The 16,927-nt window shown below is 67.5% G+C and carries 16 protein-coding genes; 4 read left to right on the top strand and 12 right to left on the bottom strand.

Going from position 1 to position 16,927, the window contains the following annotated elements; genetic code table 11:
- Positions 1-24: 24 nt before the first annotated feature.
- The 3 genes from JJJ14_RS05950 to JJJ14_RS05940 form a co-directional block, all read right to left on the bottom strand.
- On the bottom strand, positions 25-819 hold the full coding sequence (locus JJJ14_RS05950; RefSeq protein WP_101558234.1) for a family 1 encapsulin nanocompartment shell protein: 795 nt from the start codon (positions 817-819) through the stop codon (positions 25-27).
- The gene (locus tag JJJ14_RS05945; protein ID WP_201444964.1) at positions 816-1,955 is read right to left on the bottom strand and encodes a Dyp-type peroxidase; all 1,140 of its coding nucleotides are present in this window, start codon (positions 1,953-1,955) and stop codon (positions 816-818) included. The genes JJJ14_RS05950 and JJJ14_RS05945 overlap by 4 nt, the downstream gene beginning before the upstream one ends.
- Positions 1,956-2,114: 159 nt before the next feature.
- Positions 2,115-3,236, bottom strand: a complete 1,122-nt coding sequence (locus JJJ14_RS05940) for a CBS domain-containing protein (protein WP_201444963.1) — start codon at positions 3,234-3,236, stop codon at positions 2,115-2,117.
- A gap of 155 nt (positions 3,237-3,391) precedes the next feature.
- Here JJJ14_RS05940 and JJJ14_RS05935 point away from each other — a divergent pair, with 155 nt between their 5' ends.
- The 4 genes from JJJ14_RS05935 (at position 3,392) to JJJ14_RS05920 (ending at position 7,099) form a co-directional block, all read left to right on the top strand.
- On the top strand, positions 3,392-4,321 hold the full coding sequence (locus JJJ14_RS05935) for a RecB family exonuclease (RefSeq protein WP_236592925.1): 930 nt from the start codon (positions 3,392-3,394) through the stop codon (positions 4,319-4,321).
- A 386-nt stretch (positions 4,322-4,707) separates the two neighbouring features.
- The gene (locus JJJ14_RS05930) at positions 4,708-5,793 is read left to right on the top strand and encodes a YeeE/YedE family protein (RefSeq protein ID WP_201444962.1); all 1,086 of its coding nucleotides are present in this window, start codon (positions 4,708-4,710) and stop codon (positions 5,791-5,793) included.
- A gap of 80 nt (positions 5,794-5,873) precedes the next feature.
- A complete protein-coding gene (locus JJJ14_RS05925) occupies positions 5,874-6,095 on the top strand; it encodes a sulfurtransferase TusA family protein (RefSeq protein ID WP_010615135.1) in 222 nt (73 codons plus the stop codon).
- 23 nt (positions 6,096-6,118) lie between these two features.
- The gene (locus tag JJJ14_RS05920) at positions 6,119-7,099 is read left to right on the top strand and encodes an aldo/keto reductase (protein WP_201444961.1); all 981 of its coding nucleotides are present in this window, start codon (positions 6,119-6,121) and stop codon (positions 7,097-7,099) included.
- A gap of 38 nt (positions 7,100-7,137) precedes the next feature.
- Here JJJ14_RS05920 and JJJ14_RS05915 read toward each other — a convergent pair whose 3' ends face one another.
- The 9 genes from JJJ14_RS05915 to JJJ14_RS05875 all read right to left on the bottom strand — a co-directional run bounded on the left by JJJ14_RS05915 (position 7,138) and on the right by JJJ14_RS05875 (position 16,902).
- On the bottom strand, positions 7,138-7,896 hold the full coding sequence (locus JJJ14_RS05915) for an iron ABC transporter ATP-binding protein (RefSeq protein WP_201444960.1): 759 nt from the start codon (positions 7,894-7,896) through the stop codon (positions 7,138-7,140).
- A complete protein-coding gene (locus tag JJJ14_RS05910; protein WP_201444959.1) occupies positions 7,893-8,876 on the bottom strand; it encodes an iron chelate uptake ABC transporter family permease subunit in 984 nt (327 codons plus the stop codon). The genes JJJ14_RS05915 and JJJ14_RS05910 overlap by 4 nt, the downstream gene beginning before the upstream one ends.
- The gene (locus JJJ14_RS05905) at positions 8,869-9,891 is read right to left on the bottom strand and encodes an ABC transporter permease (RefSeq protein WP_201444958.1); all 1,023 of its coding nucleotides are present in this window, start codon (positions 9,889-9,891) and stop codon (positions 8,869-8,871) included. The genes JJJ14_RS05910 and JJJ14_RS05905 overlap by 8 nt, the downstream gene beginning before the upstream one ends.
- The gene (locus JJJ14_RS05900) at positions 9,888-10,979 is read right to left on the bottom strand and encodes a siderophore ABC transporter substrate-binding protein (protein WP_185989473.1); all 1,092 of its coding nucleotides are present in this window, start codon (positions 10,977-10,979) and stop codon (positions 9,888-9,890) included. The genes JJJ14_RS05905 and JJJ14_RS05900 overlap by 4 nt, the downstream gene beginning before the upstream one ends.
- Before the next feature lie 188 nt (positions 10,980-11,167).
- Entirely contained in the window at positions 11,168-11,491 is a 324-nt protein-coding gene (locus tag JJJ14_RS05895; RefSeq protein WP_201444957.1) for a DNA primase, read from the bottom strand.
- A 71-nt stretch (positions 11,492-11,562) separates the two neighbouring features.
- Entirely contained in the window at positions 11,563-12,663 is a 1,101-nt protein-coding gene (locus tag JJJ14_RS05890; RefSeq protein ID WP_201444956.1) for an NAD(P)/FAD-dependent oxidoreductase, read from the bottom strand.
- Positions 12,664-12,711: 48 nt separating this feature from the next.
- Positions 12,712-14,763, bottom strand: a complete 2,052-nt coding sequence (locus JJJ14_RS05885) for a M3 family metallopeptidase (RefSeq protein ID WP_201444955.1) — start codon at positions 14,761-14,763, stop codon at positions 12,712-12,714.
- 58 nt (positions 14,764-14,821) lie between these two features.
- Positions 14,822-15,391, bottom strand: a complete 570-nt coding sequence (locus JJJ14_RS05880) for a TetR/AcrR family transcriptional regulator (RefSeq protein WP_101558244.1) — start codon at positions 15,389-15,391, stop codon at positions 14,822-14,824.
- Positions 15,388-16,902, bottom strand: coding sequence for an MFS transporter (locus JJJ14_RS05875; RefSeq protein WP_201444954.1), 1,515 nt, complete (start codon positions 16,900-16,902; stop codon positions 15,388-15,390). Before JJJ14_RS05875 ends, JJJ14_RS05880 begins: the two co-directional genes overlap by 4 nt.
- Positions 16,903-16,927: the final 25 nt, after the last annotated feature.

The raw sequence follows: 16,927 nt of genomic DNA, 5'->3' as shown, positions 1-16,927 counted from the left end.
CGAGTGTAGGACCGGTGTGCGACCTCAGTGCGACAGCACGACACTCGCCTCAGAGGTGTACGGGAGGAATGTGAGCGTCTCTTGGAGATAGAGCTCGATCGACTCGGCATCGTGTGAGAGATATCCGATGGAGAGGTCCTGGCCGAGGTGCAGCTCGTAGTCGCCGCCCCGCGTGCTCAGCAGGACAGCTCCCTGGATGGCGGGAGCCCACAGGACCTCACCTTCCAAGAGACGATCGATGTGCTTGCGAATGGGGTAACCGTCATCAGTGGTCTCCGCGACGGCGGTCCACAGCTCGGCGGAGAGCAGGAGGGCGTAGGGGCCTTCGACTCCGGCGAGGCGGAGCTCCTTGAGGGCAGCGGCAACGGCGTCAGGAAGATCCTTCGGCTGTGGGAGCGATACGGCAGGGTTGGAGCTTGAGGGAACCAGTCCCTCGATGCCTGCGCTCGCCAGCCCGTCGAAGACAATGCCGTCCTCGGCCCTGGCGATCTGAGCAACGGCGTCCTTCACAGGCTGCCAGTCGGAGTCCTGGGCTCCGCGGTCGACGGCGTCGACGGCCTCGCGGCTGACCCGGAAGGGAACCCTCAGCTCGACGATCTGGCGGACCTGACGCTGGTGGGCCTGGACGCCTTCGAAGGGGGTGTCCACACATACCTGGTGACCGGTGCGTACTGCCGCGAGTTCCTCTCCGTCGGGTCCAACGACGTCGACGACGCGTCGTCCAGCGATCCAGCGGATGAAGGTGCGCCGCGCCTCTTGGTCGATCTCACCCCACGCAGCCTCGGAGATGGGGGCCAGCTGACGATGCAGATTGTTCATACTCGGCCTTTCAGGTTTCCGATCCCGAGGGATCCATCGGACGGTGCGGCAGTGGAACCCGCACCATTGCTGTGGTCATCTGGTGTCTGGTCACGCGGCGCCTCAGACGATGCGTTGAACCCTAGGTCCTTGGCGGCGCTCAGCTCAGTGGCGGGCTGGGTCGGGTCCTGCGGTCCCGCCTCAGGTCGGACAGAAGGCCTCGCGTACTGGTCGGCGTCGTCGAGGAAGGCGGCCGGCGGAGCGAAGAAGAGACATCCTGTCAGGGGCGTGGAGAAATCAAGGATGCGGTCGTAGTTGCCCTCGGGCTCCCCCAGGAACATACGCCGGAGCATGAGCTCAGTGACGCGTGGGTCTGCTGCGTAGCTCATGAAGAACGTGCCCTGCTCCCCAGAGGCCTCACCGAAGGCCAGATTGTCACGCACGATCTGGAGCTCGTTACCGTCGGCGTCCTCAATGGTGTTCATGGTGACGTGGCTGTTGGTGGGCTGCTCATCATCGGGGAGCTGGGTGTCATCGAGCTTGGTGCGACCGATGACGCGTTCCTGCTCCTCGACACTCAATGAGTCCCAAGCGGTGAGGTTGTGGACGTACTTCTGCTCAATGATGTAGCTGCCGCCCGCCCACGCGCCCTCGTTGATGAGCGCCGCGGCAACGGCCGCCTGCCCCCGCGGACTCTCAGTGCCGTCGACGAAGCCCAGAGGGTCCCGATTATCGAGGTAGCGGAAGGCGTGAACCTCATCGTAGGTACTGACCGCAGGGCCCAGTCGGCGCATGATCTGGCGCGCCAACTCGAAGCACATGTCGAGAGTTGAGGCGCGCAGGTGGAAGAACAGGTCTCCCGGCGTCGAGGGGGCACTGTGCTTTCCTCCCTGAAGTGCCTCAAAATCGTGCAGGTACTCGGGACGAGGTACGTCGAAGAGACGATCCCACATGCCTGCCCCAATACCGACGACGCAGCTGAGCATCGTCTCGGGGTAACGGAAACCAACGGCCCGGGTCAGCCCGGACACAGCAGTCAGCAGATCGATGACGACGGACTCGCCCCCGCTGCGTACTGTCACCGTGAGGAAGATCGATGCCTTGGCCGGCGCAGCCAGAATCTCTTGAGAGAGGTCCTGAGGGTTGACGTCGCTCATGGTTTCACCTTCAAAGATGACGCTGATTCCGATGCCCGGAGGCATTTCATCCTCTGTGAAGGTTAGCACTTTCAGTGGTGTCGGAGCCGGTGGGCATCATGTTCCGGTGACCTGGTCGGGCGGCTTGGTCGTCGTGGTCACCTCAGTTACCGCTGCCTCTCAGCGCGCGCCGGTGGGGACCGCACCGGCCAGGCTCCCGGCCTCCACGAGCACCAGCCAGCGGGAGACCTCCCGGGCTCGTTTCATGGCGTCGGCGGCCTCCTGGCCGGTCAGGTCGGTGGTCACCGCCGCGGCCGGCAGCACCGTGCAGATCTGCCTGGCGCTCACCCCGAGCGTAGGGGTTGAGCTTGCTGCGTCCGACAGCCCGAGCTCCTTGAGGGCGGCCGCATCGATCGTGCCCACCAGCTCGGGCCCGTCAGTGACGAGGACGAGTGCGGCTCCTTGCGCCAGCGCTTCACGCACCTGGGACACAGGCGTGTCGGGTCCGACGACGTGCAGGGGCCTGGCCAGCTCGCGCAGGTCCAGCTTCGAGGCGGCCCTGGCTCCTCCCCCGAGCTCGAGGACCTGCCAGCTGGAGGTCACGATCGACCAGCCCACCATGAGAACCAGGATGAGGTTGAAGGCGTCGGGCTGGCGACCGTCAAGCACGAGTGGGCGCAGGATCCACCACCACACGACACCGCCAACCACCGCCAGCCCGCCCCAGCCGGCCACTTTGAGACCGAGTCTGCGGTTGCCGGTCACCTGGACCACGAGCGCGGCTAGGGCGTAGCCGCCGTCGAGGGGAAGACCCGGCAGGGCGTTGAAGATGGCCAGGGCCAGGTTGACCAGGGTCACGGCCCATATGGTGAAGGCGACGGGAACCGGCAGACTGACGGAGTTCTGTGCCCACGTTCCGATGCCCCAGATGAGCAGGTTGGTGGCAGGTCCTGACAGGGAGGTGACCAGGTCCTTCCACGCGGTCCACTCGCGTGCCGGCCCGAAGGATGTTCGCCCGCCCCACAGGTAGAGCTCGTAACGGGTGGGTCGCCTGCCCATGAGAGTTCCAGACAGCCCGTGGGCCAGCTCATGCAGCAGCACCGAGACCGCAACGCCCAGAACCGTGGAGACCACCACCAGCAGCACCGTCGTGGTCCCGAAGGTACCCAGGGCCGAGGAGACCAGCGGGTACCAGCTGCCCGCGATGAGCAGGCCGAGCAGAAGAGAGGTCGGTGAGATGACGACGGGGGCGCCGCCGACGCGGGCGACCACCCACTCGCCGGTCGATGTGGAGGCAGGCATGGGCGCGAGCCTAACGCCGTCGGCAGCGGGGTGCCGCATCCACTCGGCGGCCACAGCCGCGGATGTCTCTCCCCGCGGGTGCGGCCTGTGGAGGAAGGCCGCGCCCTCCGGCCAGATCCGACGCCGCGTCACCTCCTCGCGGTAGCGTCGTCCCCATGCCCCACGAGCCGCTCACCGCATCCAGCTCATCGCCTCAGACCTGCGTCAGGCCCACCGGTCCGGGTGCCAGTGGCCGTCCGGGAGCGGGCGCGGGCGGCGGACGCCGCGCGGCCCTGTCCCCCTCTCGGGCCAAGGACTTCATGCAGTGCCCGCTCATGTTCCGTCTGCGCACGGTCGACCGCCTTCCCGAGCCCGGTTCGCTGGCGACGCACAAGGGCACCGTGGTCCACGGCGTACTGGAGCGTCTCTACGATCTTCCGGCCTCGGAACGCCTCCCACAGGCGGCCCTCGAGCTCCTGCCCAGCCAGTGGGCATCCCACCGCGAGAAGAACCCGGAGGTCGTGGACCTGTTCGAGGACGCCGACCACGTGGAGACCTGGCTGGAGGAGGCCCGCAGACTCATTCGCACCTACTTCACCCTGGAGAACCCCCAGCGCCTGGAGCCGGCCGAGCGCGAGCTCTTCGTCCAGACTGAGACCGGAGACGGCCTGCTCCTGCGAGGCTTCGTGGACCGTCTGGACGTGGCACCCGACGGCGCCATGAGAGTGGTCGACTACAAGACCGGGCGCAGCCCCGGCACGCGTTTCATGGAGGAGGCGCTGTTCCAGATGCGCTTCTACGCGCTGGTGCTGTGGCGCCTGCGCGGGCGGGCGCCGGCCCGTCTCCAGCTGGTCTATCTCAAGGACGGACGGATCCTGACTCACGATCCTCGCCTGGCCGAGCTGGAACGCACCGAGACGCGCCTGGCGCACCTGTGGGACGAGGTCGAGGACTGCGCTCGCAACGGCTCCTTCCACCCCCGCCGCTCCCGGCTTTGCGACTGGTGCGCCTTCCAGGCCCAGTGCCCGCTCTTCGGCGGCACCACACCGCAGGTGCCCGATGACGGGATCGCCCGCCTCCTGACCGCACGCCGCACCGCTGCCTGATCTCGGCCATTGTTCAGGAATTGCCACGGCCAGAGGCCGTCGATTACAGTCCATGACGGCTGACAACCGTCGCCACGCACTTCCCAGATCCCCATGGAGAAGCACATGAACGTCCTCCAGGCCCACGCAGCCCGCACCGCCTCGCGCGGAGCCGGCATGTGTATGCGCTGCCTGGTTCGGGCGTTCTGAGGCGGTCTCAGACAGATCGTTCTCCCCGGCTCCCGGCGCCCCTGAGACGGCGCCCCATCAGCCACGTCCAGCCAGGCCTCCACCTCACTCCCCCACCGGATGACGTGGCCTGTCTCTGTCTTTCCACCTGTGCTGCGTCACCGGTCCCCACACAGGCTGCTTGCACCTGACAGCAGCAGCCGGACAAGGACCGCACCGTGCCGTCACCCACCATCCTCACTGGGCTCATCGTTGGAGCCGTCCTCGGTTTCATCCTCCAACGGGGCCGTTTCTGCATCACCGGCGCCTTCCGGGACCTGTGGGTCTCCCGCTCCTGGCGCTGGTTCACAGCCTTCCTGCTGGCCATCGCCGTTCAGGCGGTCGGAGTCGCCGTCCTGACCTCAGCAGGCTCCATCACCCCTGAGATCCCCAAGCTGTCGGTGGTTGCCACCGTTGCCGGCTCCTTCCTGTTCGGAGTCGGAATCGTCCTGGCCGGCGGCTGCGCCACCGGGACCTACTACCGCGCCGGCGAGGGCCTGGTCGGCTCCTGGTTCGCGCTCGTGGCCTATGCCACCACAGCGGCCGCGTCGAAGACGGGACTCCTGTCAGGGGTGACGAGCTGGGTCAAAGGACTGTGGGTCACCAACCTGACCACCATCCCGGCCACCATCGGTCTGCCGAGCTGGGGCGGCGTCGTCATCCTGGCCGCCGTCACCGGGCTCATTGTGCACCGCTTCATCGTCCTGGAGCGCAGCCGTCCCGCTCAGATCCAGCTGCCCGCCCAGCGCACGGGCCTGGCTCACCTGCTGCTGGAGAAGCAGTGGAACCCTCTGGCCACCGGATTCCTCGTGGGCGTCGTCGCCGTCATCGCCTGGCCCACATCCTGGGCCTCGGGGCGCCCGGACGGGCTCGGGATCACGACGCCGTCGTCGAACCTGGTGAACCTCATCGTCACCGGGGACGTCAAGCGACTCGACTGGGGCGTGCTCCTGGTCCTGGGCATCCTGCTCGGCTCCTTCCTCGCGGCCAAGGCCTCTGGCGAGTTCCGTGTCCGCGTGCCCAGCGCCCAGGTCATCCAGCGCTCCATCGCCGGCGGTATCCTCATGGGGATCGGCGCCGTCTGGGCTGGTGGCTGCTCCATTGGCAACGCCCTGGTGCAGACCTCGCTCCTGTCATGGCAGGGCTGGATCGCACTGGTCTTCCAGGTGCTGGGGGTCGGGGTGGCCGCCTGGTTCCTCCTCATCCGTCCCCGGCAGCGTCGTCGCGCCGAACGGGCAGCCTCGCGCGTGCCCGCTACCGTCTGAGGCCTCGCCAGAACCCCCGCAACCATCTCGCTGCCCCAACCGCCCCCGAACCCCCATCACATCACTTCAAGGAGTCACTCATGCGCACTGTTCTGGAGACCACCGGTCAGGTCTGCCCCTTCCCCGTCATCGAGGCCGAAGAGGCCATGGAGGAGCTCAGCGTCGGCGACGAGCTCGTCATCGGCTTCGACTGCACCCAGGGGACTCAGACACTGCCGGCTTGGGCCGCCGACAACGGCTACACCGTCACCGAGTTCGAGCGCACCGGCGACGCGGCCTGGACCATCACCGTACGCAAGTAGGCCGAGCCGCTACGGTTAGGCCTATGGAGCACAGGAGACTCGGCCGGACCGGCCTGCGTGTGTCCTCCGTGGGCCTGGGCACGATGACCTGGGGCCGGGACACCGATGAGCTCGAGGCCAAGGAACAGCTCGACATCTTCCTCGATGCCGGGGGCACGCTCGTGGACACCGCCGCCTCCTACGGCGAGGGCGTCAGCGAGGAGGTGATCGGCATGCTCCTGCGCGAGCACGTGGATCGCCAGGACCTCGTCCTGGTCTCCAAGGCCGGTGTGCGCACCTGGCGAACCGGGGAGCGGCCCTCGGTGGCTGACGCCTCCCGCGGCTCGCTGCTGGACACGCTCGACACCAGCCTGGCCCGTCTGGGCACCGATCATCTGGACCTCCTGCTGGTCCAGGTGCCCGATTCCAGCACCTCCCTGGAGGAGACGGCCCACGCACTGAGCCTGGCCGTCTCCTCCGGGCGCACCCGGTACGTGGGCATCGCCAACCACCCCGCGTGGGCTTCGGTGCGCATACATGATCTGCTCAGCGAGTGCGGCCGGGGTCCGGGGCTGGCGGCCGTCGAGGTGGAGCACTCACTGCTCTCCCGAGGTATCGAGCGCGAGCTGCGGCCCGCCTCGCAGGCCCTGGGCTTCGGCATCCTCGGCTACGCCCCCCTGGGTCGGGGCGTGCTCACCGGCAAGTACCGGGCGACGATTCCACCGGACTCACGGGCCGCCTCCCCGCACCTGCGCTCCTACGTGTCCCCCTACCTGGGCGAGGCGCACCGGGGTGTGGTTGAGGCCGTGGCCACTGCCGCCTCGGGCCTGGACCGTAAGCCGGCCGAGGTCGCACTCGCTTGGGCCCGCGATGCCCCCGGGATCGCCTCAACCATTGTGGGTGCCCGCACTCCGGCTCAGCTCCAGGGCGTGCTGTCGGCAGACGACCTGGAGCTTCCGGTTCAGATCCGACACGCCTTGGACGAGGTCACCTCCGTCCAGCTCGGCTACCCCGAGCGCTTCTAAAGCTCCCGGCGCTGCTGTGAAGCGGCCCCTGGCGAGTATCAGCCCCAGACGAGGGCGATGCGCCTGCCGTCGATCTCATGGACCGGTACATCCATGCCGAAGACCTCACTCAGACACTCCCGGGTCATGGTCTCCTCGGGGGTTCCTTGAAGGACGACCCGGCCCTCACGCATGGCGACGATCCGGTCCGACCATGCAGCAGCCATATTGATGTCATGCATGACAACCACGACCGTGCGCTCGAGCTCGTGGGCGGCAGCGCGTAGACGACGCATCATGGCTACCGAGTGGACCATGTCCAGGTTGTTGAGGGGCTCGTCCAGGAGCATATAGGGAGTCTCCTGGGCCAGCACCATGGCGACGAAGGCCCGCTGGCGCTGCCCGCCGGACATCTCGTCGAGGTAGCGGTCGGCCAGCTCTGTCAGGTCCATCCACTCCAGGGCCTGGTCGACGATCGTCTCATCGTACTCGGTGGGACGTCCCCGGTTGTGCGGATAGCGGCCGAATCCCACGAGGTCACGCACAGTCAGTCGCACGGCGAGATGGTTGTCCTGCTTGAGGACGGACAGAACGGTGGCGAGCTGGCGTCCCGGGGCGGTGGCGACGTTCAGACCACCGACTTCCACCGTGCCGGCGTCGGCTCCCAGGAGTCTGGCGATCACGGACAACAGCGTTGACTTACCGGCCCCGTTGGCACCAACCAGCCCGATGACTCCGCCGGCCGGCAGGTCGAGGTTGACGTCGGAGAGCACCTGACGCTCACCGTAGGACTTGGCAAGGCTACGAACTGCGATCATGAACGTCTCCTGGAGCTGATGATGAGGGCGATGAGGGTGAGCCCGCCGAGGAACTCGATGATGACGGACAGGACGTTGTCGGCGTCCAGGACATGAGCCAGCACTGTCTGTCCGGTCACCAGGACGAGCATGGCGACGAGTGCCGCCATGGGCACGGTGACCACATGACGGTTGGTACCGGCGGCCCAGTAGGCCAGGTGGGCAACGAGGAGGCCCAGGAACATGATCGGCCCGACCAGGGCCGTGGACACGGATACCAGCACGGCCACCATGACCATCACGCGCCGGCTGATACGACGGTGATCGACTCCGAGTGCGGTGGCGATATCAGGCCCGAGAGCCACGACGTCGAGCGCCCGCAGCTCCCGGATCGCCAGAATCGACACGGCGGCGGTCAGGACCAGCGAGAGCACCAGCAGATCGGGGTTGATCGAGCCGAAGGAGGCGAAGAGCCGGTCCTGAAGGATGAGGAAGTCATTGGGATCCAGGAGCCGCTGGATGAAAGTGGTCCCAGAGCGCAGGAAGGTTCCCAGCACGATGCCCAGCAGCACCAGAGTGGTCACCGAGCGCCTGGCACCGAGCACGGCCCCCATGAGTGCCACGGACACACCGATCATCACCAGAAGCGTCAGGACGAAAGCACCCAGGTCCGGCAGCGAGGAGAGTCCCGCCGCCCCCAGCACGAGAAGAAGAACCACCTGCAGCAGGGCGTAGAGCGCATCCAGACCGAGCACGGAGGGCGTGAGGATCCGGTTGCCGGTGACCGTCTGGAACATGACGGTGGACACGCCACTGGCCCATCCCACACACAGCATCGCCCCGAGGGAGGGCAACCGGTAGGGCAGGACCAGAAGCGGGTCGAAGGCGTTGATGACCAGGAAGACGCCGCTGGCCACCAGCACCAGGAGCAGGACGACCACCAGGCGGAGGATGGAACGCCGGTTCTCCCGGCGACGACGTCCGGACAGCGCGTCAGCCACGTTCCACTCCTCGCAGGATAAGCACGGTGAAGACGCCGGCGCCGACGACCCCCATGATGACGGACAGCGGAACCTCGTAGGGGTAGCGAACCACGCGTCCGACGACGTCGCACCCCAGCGTCAGAACAGCACCACCGACGGCAATGATCGGAAGACTCCGGCGCAGATTGTCCCCCATGAGCCGGGAGACGATGTTGGGTACCACGAGCCCGAGGAACGGCAGGCTCCCGACCACGACGACGCTGACCGCCGTCATGACGGCTGCGGCCATGATCGTGAGGTTGATGGTGCGGTGATAGCTCAGCCCGAGCCCGGTGGCCGTCTCCGCCCCAAGGCTCGCCACAGTGAGGCGGTCGGCGGCGAGATAGAGCAGCAGGACGATGAGCGCCACCAGCCAGAGCAGCTCATAGCGGCCGGCCAGCACCCGGGACAGGTCGCCGGCCGTCCAGGAACCTAGTGACTGCAGCAGGTCGTAGCGCCAGGCCACGAAGGTGGTACCCGCTCCGACCACGCCACCGAGCATGAGGCCGATCAGGGGGACCGTGACGTCATCGGACGTGCGCCGGTGGGGCAGCAGTCGCAGGAGCCACAGGAAGACTGCCGAGCCCGCTACCGCGCATGCCGAGGCCACCAGCATCTTCGCCAGAACACTGGTGCCCGGTGCGAAGAGAGCCACAAGCAGCAGCCCGACGACGGCGAACTGAGTCGTGCCTGCCGTGGTCGGGGACACGAAACGGTTGCGCACACTCATCTGCATGACGGCGCCCGCCACAGCGATGCCCGAACCGGCGAGCACGGCCGCCAGGGTGCGCGGCACTCTCGAGACCATGAAGAGGCGCATGGAGCGGCCCTGCGAACCGGTGCGAACCAGGTCCACCGGATCGAAGTCTGCCACTCCGATACACACCGACACCAGTCCCAGGACGAGCAGAAGCAGAAGACCACCGACCAGGAGCGACAGGCCTGACCGTTGCGACCTGCGCCCCCAGGCCGCAACGGGGTTCCTGGGGCTCATGCGGACAAATCGCCCTTGATCTCCTTGGCCATGCGCAGACTGACTCCGAATCCGGCGCCCAGGAGGTACCAGTCGGGGCCGTCAAGGTAGTAGACCTTGTTGTTCTTCCAGGCATTGGTGGCGGTGACCAGCTCGTTGTCGAGAATCTCCTTGGCCGAGGAGCCCTCTTGCCCGATGGTGGCGTCGCGGTCCAGGACGAAGAGGACATCAGGGTTGGCCTGCCCGATGAACTCGAAGGAGACGGCCTCGCCGTGGGTCGCCGCCTCGATGTTCTCAACAGCGGGGGTGACACCGAACTCGTCAAAGATGACGTCAAAGCGGGAGCCCTTGCCGAAGGCACTCACTTTGCCGCCGGTGGTGAGAAGGCACAGGCCCTTGCCGGCGTTCTTGGCCACCGTGGCCACCTGAGCGGCAGCATCGGTGAACTCCTTGACCTTGGCCTGCGCCGCGCTCTTCTTTCCGAAGATCGAGCCGAGGATCGTGGAGTGGCTGGTGAGGATCTCCGTCATCGACGCGGAGGGCTCGTTCTTCTTGCCCTTGTCCCCGTTACCGCCCTGGCCACCCTGATCGGGGCTCGCGGCCGCCGTCGCACTCGCACCCTGCGGCTTGACAGTCATGTCAATGGTGGTGAACTTGCTTGAGAAGTCCTCATAGGACTTGGCGGTCCGGTTCGCCACGATCACCAGGTCCGGCCCGACCTCGGCGATGGCCTCCTGCTTGGGCTCCTTGAGGCCGCCCATATCCTTGTACTTATCGTCCTGGAACTGGGACAGGGACTTGGGCAGGTTGCCACCGGTCTTGGGGATGCCGACGACGAGGTCGGCCAGGCCCAGTGCGGCCATGGAGTCCAGGACACCGTAGTCGAGAACGACGACGCGCTGGGGCGCCGCCTTGATCGTGGTCTCCCCTTGGGCATGCTTCACGGTGACCGGGTACGTCACCGCCTCTGCGCTCGATCCGGCAGAGGCGGCGCCGGCCCCGGTGCCTGACGAGCTCGAGGACTTCGAACCACAGGCGGACAGAGCCAGCAGACCGGCTGTGGCCGCGGTCGTGGAGAGCAGCTGACGGCGGGACGGAGACATGGGCATCAGGATTCCTATCTTCGTGGGCGACAACCGAGGACGGGTCACAGGCACACAACTACTGAGGGAAGGCTTACCTACGGTATTTAACCGTATCATACCCAGGACAAAGCGGTGGGGCCCACGCAGTTCGCGTGGGCCCCACCGCCGAGAGATGGGCTGAGGAACGTCGTCCGTCCAGTCAGGGACCTCAGTCAGTCCTCGTCGTCGTAGTCCTCATCATCCTCATCATCGCTGTCGTCGTAGTCGTCGTCATCCTCGTCGTACTCGCCGTCGTCGTAGTCCTCATCATCGTCATCGTCGTCCTCATCGTCGCCATCGGAGTCGAAGGCCTCGAAGGGGAGCTCGATGCCGTATGCGGTGAACAGCGAGTCGTCGTAGGTGAAGAAGGCGTCCTGGAGGGCGTTCTCGGCCGCGACCACGGCCGGGGAGAGCTCGTCACCGGTCGCGGCAGCATCCAGGTGCGCCTCGAAGGCGGCAATGAGTCGGTTGAGTGCGGACCGCGGATCGTTCGTCATGTGGGACACACTACCGGCTATCCCCCGCGCAGCGCACAGGCGAACGGCGTTGCCCGGCCACGTCGACCCGATCAGGCCTCCGACTCGACTCCCAGCTCCTGACGGATGAAGCCCAGGAAGAGGTCCTCTCCCTTGATCTTGCTGGTCTCCTCGGGGCCGACGACGACGCGCACACCGTCGCGCAGGATCTGGGAGGCACCGCCGTCGGGCCCCAGGGGCAGGATGATCCGCTCGGTTCCGGGCGTGTAGGTCGCGGAGGGCTCGCGGCCCGCGATCATGTCGGCGATGTTGCTGGCGACCACTCGGGCATGGGCGCGGGCGGCGTCGGCGCGCTTGGACTCGCGCACGTCGGTGATGTCTCCGATGGCCCAGACACCGGGGTGGTCCACCACGCGCAGGTACTCGTCGACGCGGATCGTGCCGTCGTAGTGGCGCACCTCGTCATAGTCCTCGCTGAGGAATCCGGTGGCGGCCGCCGAGCCGTAGGCACGGAACCACATGTCGGCCTCGAGCTGGCGCCCGCCCTGGGTGGTGACCCGGAAGGGAGAGAGCACACCGACGTCGACCGGGGGCAGGAAGCTGAGGGAGTCACCGGTGAGGATCTCCACTCCGCGCTGGGTGAGCTGGTCGGCGATGGCCTCACGAATCTCCGGCTTGTAGTCACCGGCGGGCAGAATCCTGTCGGCGGCCTCCAGCATGGTCACCTTGACCTGCGGGAAGGCCGAGGTGATCTCACCGGCCAGCTCGATGCCGACGGCGCCGGCGCCCACGATGAGCACTCGCGAGGACTGCTCGAGGTTGGAGTGGACGCGCTCGATACGGGCCTTGGCGATGACGGAGGAGGACTCCATGTGCTTGGCGGGGAAGGGGTAGGCGGTCCCGGTGGCCAGCACCAGGTAGTCGGCCTCGATCTGCCCGTGACCGGAGACCTCGACGGTGGTGCCTCGCACGGTCAGCGCCGTTCCGTGAATGACGCGCCCGTTGGTGAGGAGCTTGTCGTAGGGCAGGAAGATCTTCTCCGCCCAGTCACGGTCGACCGCAGCGCGCAGCGCCGCGGCGTGGCTGACGAAGGCGTCCTTCTGCTCCACGAGGGTGACCTCGGCGACGTCGTCGAGGGCCTTGGCGGCGGTGATGCCACCGTATCCACCGCCGACGATGGTGACGCGAGCCATATTGTGTTCCTTCCGGTGATGAGAGGGTGAAGAAGCGAACTGCGCCCGTCAGGCAAGTCCGCGACGTTGAAGAAGAGGCAGGATGCCGGGTTCACGCCCAGTGAAGGCCCGATAGGAGACCAGGGGGTCTCGACAGTCGCCGCGGGAGAGGAACTCGCGACGGAAGATCTCTCCGGCCCGACGATTCAGGCCGAGGTCGCCGTCGATCGCGCCGTCAGTGGTGAACCACTCGATGGCATCGGCGTCCATGACCTCGCTCCAGATGTAGGCGTAGTAGGCGGCGCTGTAGCCCCCGGCGAAGACGTGGGAGAAGTAGGTGGAGCGGTAGCGGGGAGGCACGAGCGCGTCATCGACTCCGGCCTGGGCCAGGGCCCGGTGCTCGAAGTCCTCCACCTCGGCAACGTCTCCGGGGACCTCGTCGGGGGCCAGGGTGTGCCAGGCCTGGTCGAGCAGAGCCGCCCCCAAGTACTCGGTGGTGGCGTAGCCCTGGCCGAAGGTGCCCTGGCCGCGCAGCTGCTCGGCGAGGTCGGAGGGCATGGGCTCGCCGGTATCCACGTGGCGCGCGTAGGAGGACAGCACCTCGGGGTGAAGCGCCCACTTCTCGTTGACCTGGCTGGGGAACTCGACAACGTCGCGGGGCACGGCCGTTCCGGAGGCCGAGGGGTAGCGGGCCTGGGAGAACAGGGCATGCAGAGCGTGCCCGAACTCGTGGAAGCACGTAACGACCTCATCCCAGGTCAGCAGGACCCGGCCGGAGGTGGGCTGCTCGATATTGCAACAGTTGATGACGACCGGCTTGCGGCCGGTGAGCGTTGAGCCGGTGACGAGGCTGTCCATCCAGGCGCCGCCGGACTTGCCCGCCCGGGCGTAGTAGTCGCCGACGAACAGACCCAGGACCGGCGCCTGGGCGTCCTCACCGTCGCGCACCTCCCAGACCTTCACGCCCGGGGCGTACATGTGCTCGGCCAGGTCCTCGCGCTCGTGGAAGGTGATGCCGTAGAGGCGGTTGGCGGCGTAGAAGACCCCCTTGGTGACCACGCTCCACAGCTCCAGGTAGGGGGCCAGCACCTCGTCGTCGACGCCGAAGCGCTCCTTGCGCTCAGCGGCCTCGTAGAGGGGCCAGTCGGCGGGCCCGAAGGTCTCACCGGCCTGGGTCTGCGGGTCCAGGTCCATGCGGGCGGCGTAGACCTGAGCGTCAGCGCGGGCGTTGTCCATGGCCGGCGCAGTGAGCCGGGCGAGCAGCTCTGAGACCGCCTCGGTGGTGCGGGCGGCCGACTCCGCGGCCACGAGGGCGGCGTGGTGCGGGAAGCCCAGGAGGACGGCCCGCTCAGCGCGCAGCCGGGCGAGTTCCAGAACGATGCCGCGAGTGTCGCCGAAGGCGCCCTGCTCCCCCAGCCCCCGGCTCATGGAGGTCTCCAGCAGGGCGAGCCTGGCGCCGTGGGGCCGGGTGGTGGCCAGGGCCGGCGGCACCGTGACATTCGTGACCCCGGCGGTATGCATGGCCTCGGTGACCAGGACGGAGAAGCGCATCTTGAGCGCGTTGACGCGGGCGTTGATCTCCTTGAGCGCCTGCGTATCCGCTTCGTCCAGGCCGACGCCGTTACGTTCGAACTCCTCGACGGTCAGGCGGATGAGGCGGGCGGCCTCAGCACCGATGACGGCGCCGTCGGCGTCGCGCGCGGCCTGCCCCTCAGGGGCTTGGGACACGAGCTCGTCGAGCGCCTTGAAGCGTCGGTAGAGACGGGAGTCGAGGTGATAGGCGTCGGAGTGGGCCGCCAGCTCGGGGGCCAGGGCCTCCTCAAGCTCATCGAGGTCCGGGCAGTCGGTGGCGGAGGTCAGAGCGTCCAGCACCGTCAGCGCCCGCTCCAGCAGCTCGCCGGATCGCTCCAACGCGTCGACGGTGTTGGCGATCGTGGGTGCGTCCTCGTTGGTGGCGATCGCCTCCCACTCCTGGCGCTCGGCAGCCATCCCGGCGCGGATGGCCGGTTCGATGTCGGCATGGTCCACGGCTGTGAAGCCGGGCAGGCCGAGATCGAGCGGCCATGGCTTGGCGAAGACGTTCGACTCCGGGAGGTCGGTGCCGTCGGTGGTCTCGCTCATGGGCCCATCGTGCCATGAGCCCAGGGCATCTCAAGCACAACCTGCAGACATTCGTGGGTCATTGGTCCTTATTGGAGGGCTTGCAGAGCTTCTCGTCGGGCGGGTTTCCCGCCACCAGGGACACGATGAGCTCGGCGATGGCGGGCTCATCGGGATTACGGCTACGGCTGTCGACAGCGCGGTTCGCCCACCATCCGTCCACGGCCAGCAGCGCCACGCGCTGCATCGCGCTGAGCTCGTCCACCTCGCCGATCCACTCGTCACGCAGCATGTCCCAGGCGTTCTTGATCGTCTCGGCCTGCGGCGTGGACGAGAGTATGAAGCTGACCTCTCCGGGGAGGATCTCGCCATCGAGGACGGAGCGCGCCAGGGCCTCGATGCGCTCGGTGCGGTTCGCCTCCTCCAGGGGCTTGCCCAGTGCTTCCAGCGCCTCGGCCCGCCACCGTTCCTGGAAGGCCACAGCGATCCCCTCCAAGAGCTCGGTCTTGGTGCGGAAGTGGTAGATGACACCGCCTCGAGTCAGTCCGACGTGCTCGGCCAGGGCGTCGAAGGTGAGGGCATCGAAGCCGTCTCGGTGGGCGAGCTCGAGCGCCCCGGTGATGATGCGGTCCCGTTTCGAGGTTCTCATGCGGACTCCTCACTCGTCTCGCTCGTGGCCGGAACATGGCGGGCGGCCATGACGCCCGCACCCAGGAGGATGACGGCGGCGATAACGGCCGTGGCCTGCATGGCGCAGGTGAACGCCTCCCGGGCCTGGACCATCAGCTCGGCCTGCCCGGGGTTGCTCAGGTCGATGGCACCCGCCAGGGTGGCCAGGGACTGCTCGGCGGCCTCGGCCACCCGCTGCGGAAGACTGGAGGGGGCGGGTCCGAGCAGCAGCCGGTAGCCGACGTCCTGAATCGTGCCGAGCACCGCGATCCCCAGGGCGACACCCAGCTCGAGACCGGTCTCGGAGATGGCCGAGGCCGCTCCTGCCCGGTCCGCCGGCACCGCTCCCAGGACCGCTCCGGTGGAGACCGTGAAGGCCAGGCCGATACCTGCGCCGATGACGAGCAGACCGACGCCGATGACCACGATCCCACCGTAGGACTCCCCCAGCGCGACCACGACCATCCCCACCGCGGCCACCAGCAGGCCGCTTCCGAGCGCCCGACCGTTGCCGAGCCGGCGCACCACCGCGGCGACGACCGCGACCACAACGATGGAGGCCAGCGACGCGGGCAGCTCAGTCAAGCCGGCTCGGAGTGTGGAGTAGCCCCGGACGAGCTGGAGGTACTGGGAGAAGAAGTACAGCAGGCCGGCCAACGCGAAGATCGCCAGGACGGTGGCCGCGATCGCCCAGGTGAATGCGGGCCGCCGGAAGAGCTCGACGTCGATCAGCGGCGTGGCCAGCGTGCGCTGACGCCTGATGAACAGCCAGCCGGCGGCCAAACCGCCCACCAGTGCCGCGATCGCAACGACGGTGAGGCCGTCGTGCGCGAAGGACTTGACGGCGTAGGTGATAGGCACGATGGCCAGGACCGACAGGACCGCGGAGGCCAGGTCCACCGGGGCTCCCTGATCGTTCTTGGACTCCGGCAGGAGCCACAGGCCCGTGACGATGACGGCCGCCATGACCGGGACATTGATGAGGAAGACGCTGCCCCACCAGAAGCGCTCGAGCAGGACTCCGCCCACCAGGGGCCCCAGGGCGGTGCCACCCGAGCTGCCGGCGGACCAGATCGCAATGGCGGTGGTGCGGTGGCGGGCGTCGGGGAAGATGTTGCGGATGAGGGAGAGGGTGGAGGGCATGATCGTGGCACCGCCGACGCCCAGCAGGGCTCGGGCGGCGATAAGGGCTCCCGCGCTGGGAGCGAAGGCCGCCATGATGCTGGCCGTTCCGAAGCCGAACGTCCCGATGAGCAGGAGGCGTCGCCGACCGATGCGGTCGGCGACATTGCCCATGGTCACCAGCAGACCCGCCAGGGTGAAGGAGTAGATGTCACCGATCCACAGCAGCTGGCTGGCCGTTGGACTCAGGTCCGCACTCAGCGAGGGGATGGCCAGAGCCAGCACCGTGGAGTCGATGGCCAGCAGGGTCACGGCCAGGGTCAGGACGGCCAGGGCCGCCCAGGCGCGAAGTCCAGGAGTACGAGTCACGGCCAGAACTGTACTACATGCACAG

Source organism: Actinomyces sp. HMT 175, assembly GCF_016694895.1.
Classification (GTDB): domain Bacteria; phylum Actinomycetota; class Actinomycetes; order Actinomycetales; family Actinomycetaceae; genus Actinomyces; species Actinomyces oris.
The sequence above is the reverse complement of the archived record's forward strand: the minus strand, read 5'-3'. Positions and strand labels throughout refer to the sequence as shown.